Source organism: Pseudomonas sp. MOIL14HWK12:I2 (genome assembly GCF_000510745.1).
Taxonomy (GTDB): Bacteria; Pseudomonadota; Gammaproteobacteria; order Pseudomonadales; family Pseudomonadaceae; genus Chryseomonas; species Chryseomonas oryzihabitans.
This window is the reverse complement of the sequence record NZ_AZOA01000003.1, coordinates 339,575-351,071: the sequence shown is the minus strand read 5'-3', so window position 1 is coordinate 351,071 and position 11,497 is coordinate 339,575. Positions and strand designations below refer to the sequence as shown.

At 67.5% G+C, this 11,497-nt stretch carries 13 protein-coding genes; 4 read left to right on the top strand and 9 right to left on the bottom strand.

Features of this window, described 5'->3' with window-relative positions:
- Nucleotides 1-50: 50 nt before the first annotated feature.
- The 6 genes from PSK12I2_RS0101670 to PSK12I2_RS0101645 are packed head-to-tail and all read right to left on the bottom strand — an operon-like array spanning nt 51 to nt 5,435.
- Nucleotides 51-257 (bottom strand): hypothetical protein, encoded by a 207-nt coding sequence (locus tag PSK12I2_RS0101670; RefSeq protein WP_007159388.1) that lies wholly within the window; start codon nt 255-257, stop codon nt 51-53.
- Nucleotides 258-310: 53 nt separating this feature from the next.
- On the bottom strand, nt 311-1,294 hold the full coding sequence (locus PSK12I2_RS0101665; RefSeq protein ID WP_027597057.1) for a D-glycerate dehydrogenase: 984 nt from the start codon (nt 1,292-1,294) through the stop codon (nt 311-313).
- 14 nt (nt 1,295-1,308) lie between these two features.
- Entirely contained in the window at nt 1,309-2,592 is a 1,284-nt protein-coding gene (locus PSK12I2_RS0101660) for an MFS transporter (RefSeq protein ID WP_027597056.1), read from the bottom strand.
- A 43-nt stretch (nt 2,593-2,635) separates the two neighbouring features.
- A complete protein-coding gene (locus PSK12I2_RS0101655; protein ID WP_027597055.1) occupies nt 2,636-3,565 on the bottom strand; it encodes a sugar kinase in 930 nt (309 codons plus the stop codon).
- On the bottom strand, nt 3,558-4,340 hold the full coding sequence (locus PSK12I2_RS0101650) for a sugar phosphate isomerase/epimerase (RefSeq protein ID WP_027597054.1): 783 nt from the start codon (nt 4,338-4,340) through the stop codon (nt 3,558-3,560). The genes PSK12I2_RS0101655 and PSK12I2_RS0101650 overlap by 8 nt, the downstream gene beginning before the upstream one ends.
- Nucleotides 4,341-4,397: 57 nt before the next feature.
- A complete protein-coding gene (locus tag PSK12I2_RS0101645; protein ID WP_027597053.1) occupies nt 4,398-5,435 on the bottom strand; it encodes a substrate-binding domain-containing protein in 1,038 nt (345 codons plus the stop codon).
- A 163-nt stretch (nt 5,436-5,598) separates the two neighbouring features.
- Here PSK12I2_RS0101645 and PSK12I2_RS0101640 point away from each other — a divergent pair, with 163 nt between their 5' ends.
- The 3 genes from PSK12I2_RS0101640 to recX all read left to right on the top strand — a co-directional run bounded on the left by PSK12I2_RS0101640 (nt 5,599) and on the right by recX (nt 7,747).
- On the top strand, nt 5,599-6,099 hold the full coding sequence (locus tag PSK12I2_RS0101640; RefSeq protein ID WP_027597052.1) for a CinA family protein: 501 nt from the start codon (nt 5,599-5,601) through the stop codon (nt 6,097-6,099).
- Between the two features lie 86 nt (nt 6,100-6,185).
- Complete coding sequence (gene recA / locus PSK12I2_RS0101635; RefSeq protein ID WP_007159381.1) at nt 6,186-7,229, top strand: recombinase RecA; 1,044 nt, start codon at nt 6,186-6,188, stop codon at nt 7,227-7,229.
- A gap of 65 nt (nt 7,230-7,294) precedes the next feature.
- A complete protein-coding gene (gene recX / locus PSK12I2_RS0101630) occupies nt 7,295-7,747 on the top strand; it encodes a recombination regulator RecX (protein ID WP_007159380.1) in 453 nt (150 codons plus the stop codon).
- A gap of 377 nt (nt 7,748-8,124) precedes the next feature.
- Here recX and PSK12I2_RS0101625 read toward each other — a convergent pair whose 3' ends face one another.
- Both PSK12I2_RS0101625 and PSK12I2_RS0101620 read right to left on the bottom strand, forming a co-directional pair.
- Nucleotides 8,125-9,204, bottom strand: a complete 1,080-nt coding sequence (locus PSK12I2_RS0101625) for a TIGR00730 family Rossman fold protein (RefSeq protein ID WP_027597051.1) — start codon at nt 9,202-9,204, stop codon at nt 8,125-8,127.
- 15 nt (nt 9,205-9,219) lie between these two features.
- Nucleotides 9,220-9,627 carry a quorum-sensing-regulated virulence factor family protein gene (locus tag PSK12I2_RS0101620; RefSeq protein WP_027597050.1) on the bottom strand — a complete coding sequence of 136 codons (408 nt, stop codon included), beginning with the start codon at nt 9,625-9,627 and terminating at the stop codon, nt 9,220-9,222.
- A gap of 141 nt (nt 9,628-9,768) precedes the next feature.
- On the opposite strand from PSK12I2_RS0101620, the gene PSK12I2_RS0101615 reads away from it, so the two are divergent.
- Nucleotides 9,769-10,506, top strand: a complete 738-nt coding sequence (locus PSK12I2_RS0101615; RefSeq protein WP_027597049.1) for a tRNA-uridine aminocarboxypropyltransferase — start codon at nt 9,769-9,771, stop codon at nt 10,504-10,506.
- Here PSK12I2_RS0101615 and PSK12I2_RS0101610 read toward each other — a convergent pair.
- The gene (locus PSK12I2_RS0101610; protein WP_007159376.1) at nt 10,499-11,395 is read right to left on the bottom strand and encodes a DMT family transporter; all 897 of its coding nucleotides are present in this window, start codon (nt 11,393-11,395) and stop codon (nt 10,499-10,501) included. The genes PSK12I2_RS0101615 and PSK12I2_RS0101610 overlap by 8 nt on opposite strands.
- Nucleotides 11,396-11,497 lie beyond the last annotated feature (102 nt).

The following is an 11,497-nucleotide window of genomic DNA, read 5'->3' as shown; positions in this document are numbered from 1 at the left end:
GGGACGCGGGTCCGTCACGGTAGCGAAAGGCTGCACGAGCGGCAGGCCGATCAGGTGCCCTCGTGCCGCTCGAATTCCTCGACGGCACGCGCTACCTCGGCATTGTCCGCCGCCGTGCTGCGGGCTTGACGCTCGAAGGCGGTGGCCAGTTCGTTGACCAGCTGCAGCAGGCGCGGGATGTCGCCGCTGCGCTCGGCATCGGCGGCCTGCTCGCGCACGCGGTTGACGAAGGCTTGGGGATCGTCGAAGGCGGTCATGGGGCATTCTCCGTGGGGATGATACTTGTCTGACCACAAATGACGGCCAAGGCTCACTCGCGCCGCTGCCAGACCTCGGGATTCACCAGATTCGCCGGTCGTTGACCGCCCAGGGCGGCCAGCAGATTGTCCACCGCGCAGCGGGCCATGGCTTCACGCGTCTCCCGGGTCGCCGAGCCCAGGTGCGGCGTAGGCACCACGTTGGGCAGTTGCAGCAGGGGCGAGTCCGCTGCCACGGGTTCCTGATCGAAGACATCCAGGCCGGCGCCGCGTAGGCGGCCTTCCTGCAAGGCCGTGATCAACGCGGCCTCGTCGATCACCGGTCCGCGCGAGACGTTGATCAGGATGGCGTGGGCCGGTAGCCGCGCGAGCTCGGCGGCGCCCAGCAGGTGATGGGTCTCCTCGCTCAGGGGCACGGTGACGCAGAGGAAGTCGCAGCTCGCCAGCAATTCCGGCAGCGGCAGGAAGCGCGCGCCGAAGCGCTCGTCCACCTCGGGCTTGGCGGCGTGGGCGGTGTAGTTGACCTGCATGCCGAAACCCAGGTGGGCGCGGCGGGCGATGGCCTGGCCGATGCGGCCCATGCCCACCAGCCCCAGGGTCTTGCCATGGACGTCGCAACCGAAGTGCGCCTCGCCCAGACTGGCTTGCCACTGGCCGGCGCGCACCCAGTCGGCCAGCTCGACGATGCGCCGCGCGGTGGCGAGCAGCAGGGCGAAGGCGGCGTCGGCCACGCTTTCGGTCAGGACATCCGGGGTGTTGCAGAGCAGGATGCCGCGCCGCTGCAGATAGGGCAGGTCATAGCTGTCGAATCCGACCGAGACGCTGGCGATGGCTTCCAGCCGGGGCGCCAGATCCAGCAACTCGGGCGTCAGCTTGAAGCTGGAGCCGAGCAGGCCCTGAGCCTCGGGCAGACGCTCGCGCAGCCGGGCTTCGCCGCCCGGCGCCTTGACGTCGACGTATTCCAGGTCGAAGGCCTCTTCCAGGCGCGCGGTGAGCGCCGGGGACAGGGCCTTGTAGTGGATCACCTTCTTTTTCATGGACAGCGTTTCCTCTAGTGACTGGCGGCGGGCTTGAGCGCCGCGGCGCGGGCGACCGGCTCCTGGCGCAGCAGCAGGGTCAGGACCACGGCCACCAGCAGGGCGCCGCCCATGAAGCCGAAGGACGCCCCGGGACCGCCGGTCACGCCATTGAGATAGCCCACCAGGTAGGAGCCGGCAAAGGAGCCCAGGGCACCCATGCTGTTGATCAGCGCCATGGCGCCACCGGCCACGTTGCCGGGGAGGATTTCCGGGACGATGGCGAAGAAGGGGCCGTAGGGGGCGTACATGCAGGCACCGGCCACCACCAGCAGGGCATAGGACCACCAGAAGTGCTGGGTGCCGAGGGCGAAGGAGCCGAGGAAGGCCAGGGCGGCGATCAGCAGCGGCGGCCAGACGAACAGCTTGCGATTCTGCAGGCGATCCGAGGCCCAGGACACCCCGACCATGGCCAGCACGGCGGCGAGGTAGGGCAGCGAGGACAGCCAGCCGGCCTGGACGATGTCCAGTTGGGCACCCTTGCGCAGGATCGAGGGCAGCCAGATGACGAAGCCATAGACGCCAATGCTCCAGCAGAAATACTGCAGCGACAGCAGGATGACCTTGGGCGAGCGGAAGGCTTCAGCGTAGTTCTTGACCGGCTTCATGCCCTGCTGCTCGGCCTTCAGGGCTTCTTCCAGGCGGGCCTTCTCGGCCTGATCGAGCCACTTGGCATCCTTGGGGCGCTCGTCGGCGATCCGCCACCAGATAAAGGCCCAGATCACCGCCGGCAGGCCTTCGATGATGAACATCCAGCGCCAGTCCAAGGCATGGATCAGATAACCCGAGACCACCGACATCCAGAGGATGGTCACCGGATTGCCGAGGATCAGAAAGGTGTTGGCCCGGGAGCGCTCGCGCTTGGTGAACCAGTGGCAGAGATAGACCAGCATCGCCGGCATCACCGCGGCTTCCACCACACCGAGCAGGAAGCGGATGGCGATCAGCAGGGTGACGTTGGGCACCATGCCGGTCAGGGTCGCCAGGCCGCCCCAGCCGATCAGGCTCCAGAAGATCAGCCGCTTGACGCTGCGCTTCTCGGCGTAGATGGCGCCAGGCACCTGGAAGAAGAAGTAGCCGAGAAAGAACAGTGCGCCGAGCAGCGACGACATCGCCGGAGTGATGCCCAGGTCGTCGGCCATGCCCGAGGCGGCGGCGAAGCCGTAGTTGGCCCGATCGAGATAGGCCAGGCTGTAGGTGATGAAGACCACCGGCATCAGATACCACCAGCGGCGTGGAGCGAGAGGAGAAGCGTTCATGGGATCACCTGCTTGATTGTTCTTGTCAGGGGGTTGGGATCGATCAGGGGAGTTCGTGGCGGTAGGGCAGTCCTTCCATGTCGCCGACCACCTGCACGGCGCGGGCGCCGATCCAGTTGCCACGGGCGACGGCGGTAGCGACGTCGAGACCGTCGAGCAGGGCGCTGACGAAGCCGGTGGCGAAGCCATCGCCGGCGCCGACGGTGTCGACCACCTCGGCCACGGGCACGCCGGGGACCTCGCCCTCGGCGTCGGGCGTGCGCCAGTAGCCGCCCTCGGGGCCGAGCTTGATGGCCACGGCCTTGGCGCCACGGTCGAGGTAGAAGGCGGCGATGTCCGCTGGGGTGTCGTAGCCGGTCAGCAGGCGGCCCTCGGCCAGGCCGGGCAGCACCCAGTCGGCCAGGGCGGCGAGGTCGTTGAGTTCACGGCGCATCTGGTCTTCGCTGTCCCACAGCGACGGCCGCAGATTGGGATCGAAGGAGATGCTGCGGCCGGCGTCGCGCATGGCCTGCAGCAGGTGCCGGCTGAAGGCGCGGGCGCTGGGCGACAGCGCTGGCGGGATACCGGTGGCATGCAGGTGACGCGCCTGGAGCAGGCTGGGGTCGAAGTCTTCCTCGATGTTGAGGTGGCTGGCCGCCGAGCCGCGGCGGAAGTACTCGACCACCGGATCGCTGCCATCGGTGGCGCGAGACTTGAGCTGAAAGCCGGTGGGGTGCCGGGGATCGATCCTGAGGCGGCGGCAGTCCAGCCCCTCGGCTTCGAGGCTGGCGCGCACGAAGCGGCCAAAGGAGTCATCGCCGACCCGCGACAGCCAGGTGACCTTGAAGCCCAGGCGGCTCAGGCCGATGGCCACGTTGTTGTCGGCGCCGGCGATGCGCTTGCCGAACTGGCCGACCGTGGCCAGCTCGCCCGGTGTCTCGGCGACGAACATGGTCATGGTTTCGCCAAAGGCGAGGATGTCGATGTCAGCCATGCCGGCGCGCCTCCTGAACCTGGGCATCCAGGGTGCGCAACGCCGCCACCTGGCGACGGGTCTCGGCCAGCAGATCCGCACCCATCAGGGGAAATTCGATGGCCCGCCGCAGGCCGCTGGGGAAGTGCGTCATCAGCCCCTGCCAGGCCAGCAGGTCCGCGGCCTCCGGCGGCACCGCATGCAGGCCGCCGGCACGCCGGCGCACCGCCTTGCAATGCAGGTAACGGACGTCCGGGCCGAGCAGGCGGGCGGCCTGCAGCGGGTCTTCGTCCTGCCAGCGCCAGTTGCCGACATCGAAGGTCAGTCCCACCGGCAGCTGCGCTGCCCGCGCCGCCTGGATAAAGGCGCGCAGCGGTTCGATCCGACCACCCTGGGCGGTCTGGTCGTTTTCCACCAGCAGTTGAGGGCCCGCGTCGGTCAGCAGGGGGGCGAGCGCCGCCAGCTCGGCTGCGGCGCGATAGTACCCGAGGGACACCTTGAGCGTATCGGCGCCCAGCAGGCGGGCTTCGGCGAGGGCGGCGGGGAGGCGTGGCGAGAGCGCGGCGTCGGTTTCGGGCCAGAGCTCCAGGGGGACGGAATAGACGCAGCCCAGGCCGACGGCCCGGATGGCGGCGCCCAGGGCCGCGAAGTCGGGGGCCTCGGTAAAGAGTTCGGCGCGGATCTCCACATGGGAGGCTCCCGCAGCGGCGATCAGATCGAGCCAGGCGGCCTGACCCTGGGCACGGACCCCGTCGGCGCCAAAGGCCGAGGTGGTGATGGCGATCTCCGGTGGCATTGTTGTTCTCCTGAAACCGGTTTCAAAGAAAGACGCACAAAAGGACGAAAGGTGCCCCTAGGTTCTGGCGCGAGTCGACTGGCGGATACGCAACTCCGCGCCGAAGGTCTGCTGCACCGGAGCGCTGCGATCGCCGTCGATACGCCGCTGCAGGCGCTCGAAGGCGGCAACGCCCAGGGCATGGGTCGGCTGGGCCAGGGCACTGATACCGCCGCCCACCAGGGGAAACCAATCCAGATCATCCAGGGCCAAGAGACCGAAGCGCTCGAACAGGGGCTCGCCCAGGGCCTGCAGCGCCAGGGTGGTGGCCAGGGTGGCCACGCCGTTGGCGGTGAGCAGCGCCTTGGGACCGGGACCGGGAGCGGCGAGGAAGGTGGCGAGGGCGGTCTGCAGCGCCAGGGCATCGTCAGCCTGGGCGCAATGGGTACCACGGCAGCCGGGGTGTTCGGCCAGTGCCGTGTCGAAGGCCGTCAGGCGCTGGCGACGGGAGCTGGTGCCGTCCAGGGGTTCGCTGACCAGCAGCAGGTCGCGATAGCCCTGGCGTTGCAGGTGGGCGACCCCGGTGGCGATGGCCTGGTGGTTATCGAGGCCGACCAGATCGGCCTCGACGCCGGGCAGTTCGCGGTCCAGCAGCACCAGCGGCAGGCGGCTGCCCAGCTGGCGCAGGTCGGCGGCGTGCTGGCCGAAGGTGTTCACGATCAGGCCTTCGATGCTGTAGGACTGCAGCGCGGCCAGTTGTTGGCGCTCCTGGCGGGCGTCCTGGTCGGTGTTGCAGATCAGCAGCGAATAGCCCTGCTGGCGGCAGGCGGTTTCGACGCCATGCATGACCGCGGTGGAGTAGGGGTTGAGCAGGTCGGCCACCAGCATGCCGATCAGGCGACTGCGACCGCGCTTGAGGCCGCGGGCCATCTGGTTGGGCTGGAAATCGAGGGCGACCACGGCCTGTTCGATGCGCGCGGCGAGGGAGTCGGACAGCAGGCGGCGATCACCGCTGATGTAGCGGGACACGCTGGCCTTGGACACGCCGGCGGCGGCGGCCACTTCGGCGATGGTCGCACGGGTGGCGCGCGGACCGGGGAGGTAGACATCGTTCATGGCATACCGCTGTTAGGATTTTGTAGGTGCCTGAAACCGGTTTCAGTAAATCTTTTCTCACGCGCGGCGGCAAGCCGGTCTAAGGTGCAGGCCGACCAATGGTCGCCGCAGCCACTCGCTTGCCGCGGTCACCTTCTAAGTCTCTTTGCACAGGAAGCTTTCGATGGACCTCCTCGACAGCCTGGCCCAACGCCTGGGTGAAGCCCTGCAGGCGGCCGGCGCCCAGGTCACCACCGCCGAATCCTGCACCGGTGGCGGTATCGCCGAAGCCATTACCCGCATCGCCGGCAGCTCCGCCTGGTTCGAGGCCGGCTTCGTTACCTATTCCAACCGCCAGAAGACCTTGCAGCTGGACGTGCCCGAGGCCCTGTTCGAGCAGGTCGGAGCGGTCAGCGAAGAGGTGGTGACGGCCATGGCGCTGGGTGCGCAACAGCGCGCCGGGGCGCGCTTCGCCGTGGCGGTGAGCGGGATCGCCGGGCCGGGTGGCGCGGTGCCGGGCAAGCCGGTCGGCACCGTCTGGCTGGCCTGGCGCGACGGCGAGAAATTGCGCACTGAACGGCAGGTCTTTGCCGGCGATCGCGCCGCCGTCCGCCAGCAGACCCAGGTCCGCGCGCTGGAGGTTTTATTGGCGTTTCTGACCGAGGAAAAAGGCCCTCAGGTGTAGCAACCAGGGGGCGACTATGGTTTAATACTGTTCACTTATACAGGTATCCACGGCCGTCTGGCCCTTCTTTCTCCGAGAGGAATCTAATGGACGACAACAAAAAGCGTGCCCTGGCCGCGGCCTTGGGACAGATTGAAAAGCAATTCGGCAAGGGCACCGTGATGCGCATGGGCGATCACGATCGCCAGGCCATTCCGGCGATTTCCACCGGCTCCCTGGGTCTCGACATCGCCCTCGGCATCGGCGGTCTGCCCAAGGGCCGTATCGTCGAAATCTACGGTCCCGAGTCCTCGGGCAAGACCACCCTGACCCTGTCGGTCATCGCCCAGGCCCAGAAGCAGGGCGCCACCTGCGCCTTCGTCGACGCCGAGCACGCGCTGGACCCGGACTATGCCGGCAAGCTGGGCGTCAACGTCGACGACCTGTTGGTGTCCCAGCCGGATACCGGCGAACAGGCCCTGGAAATCACCGACATGCTGGTGCGCTCCAACGCGGTCGACGTCATCATCGTCGACTCCGTGGCCGCCCTGGTGCCCAAGGCCGAGATCGAAGGCGAGATGGGTGACATGCACGTGGGTCTGCAGGCGCGTCTGATGTCCCAGGCGCTGCGCAAGATCACCGGCAACATCAAGAACGCCAACTGCCTGGTCATCTTCATCAACCAGATCCGCATGAAGATCGGTGTGATGTTCGGCAACCCCGAGACCACCACCGGCGGTAACGCCCTGAAGTTCTACTCCTCGGTCCGTCTCGACATCCGCCGCATCGGCGCAGTGAAGGAAGGCGACGAGGTGATCGGTAGCGAAACCCGCGTCAAGGTGGTCAAGAACAAGGTGGCACCGCCGTTCCGCCAGGCCGAGTTCCAGATCCTCTACGGCAAGGGTATCTATCTGAACGGCGAGATCATCGATCTGGGCGTGCAACTGGGTCTGATCGAGAAGTCGGGCGCCTGGTACAGCTACCAGGGCAGCAAGATCGGCCAGGGCAAGGGCAATGCTGCCAAGTTCCTGGAAGACAACCCCGAGATCAAGGGCGCCGTGGACAAGGCGATCCGCGAGAAGTTGCTGAGCCAGCCGACCAATCAAAAGGCCGAAGTGGCCGCTGAAGAAGACGCTGACGTCGATTTCTGATCGCCGGCCAGTGCTCTAGACGACCCCCGCCCCGTGCGGGGGTTTTCGCATAAGGAGGATCACCCTTGGGCAATCCACTGGATACCACCGCTGCCATCCGTTTCGCCGCCATGGACCTCCTGGCGCGTCGCGAGCATGGCCGTGAAGAGCTGTCGCGCAAGCTGCGGCGGCGCGGGGCCGAGGAAAGCCTGCTCGGTCCGGTGCTGGATCGCCTGGCCGAGGATGGCCTGCTCGACGAAAGTCGCTATCTGGAGAGCTATATCGCCAGTCGTGCCCGTTCCGGTTACGGCCCCATGCGGATCCGCGAAGAACTGGGCCAGCGTGGCCTGAAAAGAGAGCAGGTGGAAACGGCCCTGCGCGAAGCGGATGTGGACTGGCAGGCGCAGCTGGAAGAGGTGTGGCGCCGGAAATTCGGTACACCGCCGGCCGACGCCAAGGAGCGCGCCAAGCAGGGCCGCTTCCTGGCCTACCGAGGTTATGCCATGGACGGGATCAACCGGGTGCTGAGCCGGCGGTAATGGGGCGTGGCTTGCGGTGTTGGGCTCCGCTGCGCTCAGCGCCAGCCTGCAGGTCCACTCCGCCCGCGGTGAGCGACTGATTGCGGAAAACGGCTAACCCCCCTCCCTGAGGGAGAGGGTTGGGGTGAGGGCGCGCGTCGCGGTGATGCCGAAGGGAAAGGGAGTCGCCATTTCCCGTGCTTTTGCCTGGAACGACTCGAGCTCAGCGCTATCGCGGCCATGGGCCGCTCCTACCCTCAACTCAGCGTCCGTAGGAGCGGCCCATGGCCGCGATGTCAGCAATCAACCTCGGTCGCGCAGGTTTGCCCTGAGCACAGTGCAACCCAACATCGGTTCTGGTGTTGGAGAGCGTTGGGCTTCGTTGCGCTCAACCCAACCTAGGTGGCTGCCCAATGCTCCGGCCGATTGATTTCGTCCACCAGTTCGCGCAGACGGCCATAGTGACGACCGTGGAAGTCGAAGGTGAGGCGTGTCAGGTGGGCGAACTCGGCTTCGTCGGCCTCGCCTTCGCCCGGGGCCAGCTGGGTGAAGCCCGGGGTCCGGCAGAGGTCGGCGAAATCCGTGGCCAGCTGCTCCAGGCAGGCAGGGGTCACGGCGTGCTTGAGACGGATATGCAGCAGGCCGTCACGCCGGCGGGTGGAGTGGTAGTTGCCGTAGAAGTGCTCGATCTCGGCCGCGGCGGCTTCCGGCGAACGCACCAGGCGCACCAGCTTGAGATCGGCGGGAAGGATGTAGCCTTCTTCCAGCAGATTGCGCTGCAGATAGGCCAGGGTGTCGTCCCAGAAATGGCCGTCGGGGGTGTCCAGCAGGACCAGCGGCACCAGGGGGCTCTTGCCGGTCTGGATCAGGGTGAGTACCTCGAAGGTCTCGTCCAGGGTGCCGAAGCCGCCGGGGCAGAGCACCAGGGCATCCGCCTCCTTCAAAAAGAACAGCTTGCGCACATAGAAGAAGTGAAAGGACAGCAGGTGATCCGTGCCTTCGATGGTCGGATTGGCGCGCTGTTCGAAGGGCAGGGTGATGTTGAAGCCGAGACTGGCTTCGGGCCCCGCGCCCTCGTGCGCGGCGCCCATGATGCCGGCGCCACCGCCGGTGATGACCATCATGTCGCGGCGGGCCAGGGCGCTGCCCAGCTCGCGGGCGAGGGTATAGAGGCCGTGATCGATGCGGGTCCGCGCCGAGCCGAACACCGTGACCTTGCGCCGCCGGCGAAAGCGCTCCAGGGTGCGGAAGGCCTGCTCCAGCTCCTTGAGCGTCTGCAGCATGATCTTGGCGTCCCAGCGCGCCGGATTGGTCTGCGCCATGCGCACCACCGTCACCAGCATCTCGCGGTAGAGGCCGAGATTGGGGCTGCCGCCCGGCAGGGCGTGCGCCAGCAATTCGTCGATGCGCTGACCGAGGTCCGCGGCGCTGGGCTCCACATGGCGGGCCAGGTAGCTGTCGTCGCTGTCCTCGGTCATGGCCGCGGTCTCCGCTTACTTGCCCAGGCCGCAGTCGGCGGCCTGGAAGCGCTCGACCATGACCGGCTTGTTGGTCTGGTATTCGGTGAAGTCATAGACCAGGGTGGCGCCGCGGGCCAGCAACTGGCGATAGCCGTTGTTCTGGCAGACGCTCTCGGCGAGCTGCACCCGCACCGTGGCCGGATTCTCGCGCATGCGGGCGGCATGGGCCGGGCGGACGCTGAGGTTGTTGATCAGCTGCTTGCCCTGCACGGTGTAGCCGCGGTCGAGGATGTCCTCGTTGATGGCGCGGGGCGTGCCCTGGCTGCTTTCGGTGGCCACCTTGCGCAGCATCTGGTTGAGCTCGTGGTCCTTGAGCGACTCGGCCGCCTGGACGGTGAAGGGCAGGGCGAGGGTCAGGGCGAGCAAAGCAAAACGAGGCATCGTGTTCTCCAGCGTAGAGGAGCCCGTTTCGACCGTGGTCGCGGGCGGGGGTTCGCAAGGCGTCTGCGCAGGGTAACCTGCCTGGCCGCCGCGGGCATCCCGATCGCTCTGGTAAACTGCGCTTTTGCCCGCGAGCCCGGCATGACCCCGATCAGCGACACCCCTCTGCATGCCGTGGCCCGTTTGCGCCAGGAGCGCCTGGCGCGCAGCATCAAGCCCTTCATCGCCCGTGGCTCGCGCATGGCGCGCTGCCCGAATTGCCGCCTGGCGCCCAGCCACTGCCTCTGCGACCTGCGTCCCCTGCGCCAGACCCAGGCCGGCATGTGCCTGCTGATGCACGACGTCGAGCCGCTCAAGCCGAGTAACACCGGCTGGCTGATCGCCGATGTGGTGGCCGATACCCACGCCTTCGGCTGGAGTCGCACGGCGGTGGATCCGGCGCTGCCGGAATTGCTCGCGCAGCCCGAGTGGCAGCCGCTGCTGGTGTTTCCCGGCGAATACGCCGCGCCCGAGCGGGTGGTCGAGAGCCTGCCGCTGGCCCCCGGTCAGCGCCCGCTGTTCGTGCTGCTGGATGCCACCTGGACCGAGGCGCGCAAGATGTTTCGCAAGAGTCCCTATCTGGACCACCTGCCGGTGCTGAGCTTTCAGCCCAATGCGCTGTCGCGCTACCGGTTGCGGCGCTCCACCCGCGGCGAGCACCTGTGCACCGCCGAGGTCGCCGCCCTGTGCCTGGAACTGGCCGGTGAGGCACCGGCCGGACGCCTGCTGGAGGCCTATCTGGATGTCTTCAGCGAGCGCTACCTGGATGCCAAGCATCACCTGCCGCTGGCGGCGGACAGCCCGGCCAGCCGGCAACTGAAGACCCTGCGCGCTAGTTGACCGGCTTGACCTCGACCGGCGCCTGGCGCGGCCAGAGCTGGGCGGCGAGCATGCCGGCGAACATCAGGACGCAACCCAGGTAGCCACGACCGCTGAGGGCTTCGCCCAGCAGCCAGGCACCAAAGAAGGCGGCGAACACCGCCTCCAGGGAAAAGATCACCGCCGCATGGGAGGCGATGGCGCCGCGCTGGGCAAACACCTGCAGGGTGTAGCCGATGCCGGCGGCGATCACCCCGCCATAGAGCAGCTCGGGCAGGGCCAGCACGATTCGCGTCGACTGGATCGGCTCGAACGCCAGCGCCAGCGCGAGGCTGAGCACGGCGCAGACGCCGAATTGCAGGATCGACAGCACCGTGGCGTCGTGGCGACTGGAATAGTGACCCACCAGCAGCACATGAACGCCCCAGGCCAGGGCGCCGGCCAGTTGCAGCAGATCGCCCGAGGCCACCTGGAAGTTGTCACCGATGCTCAGCAGGCCCATGCCCACCACCGCCAGGCTGGCGCCGATCCAGGTGCCCAGATGGCTGCGCTGGCCGAGCAGCAGCCCCAGCAGCGGCACCACGATGACATAGAGACCGGTGATGAAGCCGGAGTTGGTCACGCTGGTGAACAGCAGCCCCACCTGCTGCAGATTGATGCCCAGGGTCAGCACCAGGCCCATCAGCAGGCCGCCCTTGAGGGTGTCGCGGGTCAGGCGCTGCTGGCGGCCGCGGCGGCGCAGGAACAGCAGCAGCGGAACCAGGGTGAGGGCGCCCAGGGCGAATCTCAGGCCGGTGTAGAGAAAGGGACCGATGTGCTCCATGCCGCCGGTCTGGGCGACGAAGGCGCTGCCCCAGATGAGGGCGGTGAGCAACATGAGCAGATCGGCACGCAGGGCGGCGCTGGGCATGGGGCATCTCTTGGGCAAAACGGCAACTGTGCCGCAAACCGCAGGGCCTTGCCTACCGTCGGCGAGCCACCCGGCCTTGCTCCCGTCCGCGCCGTTCGGCAT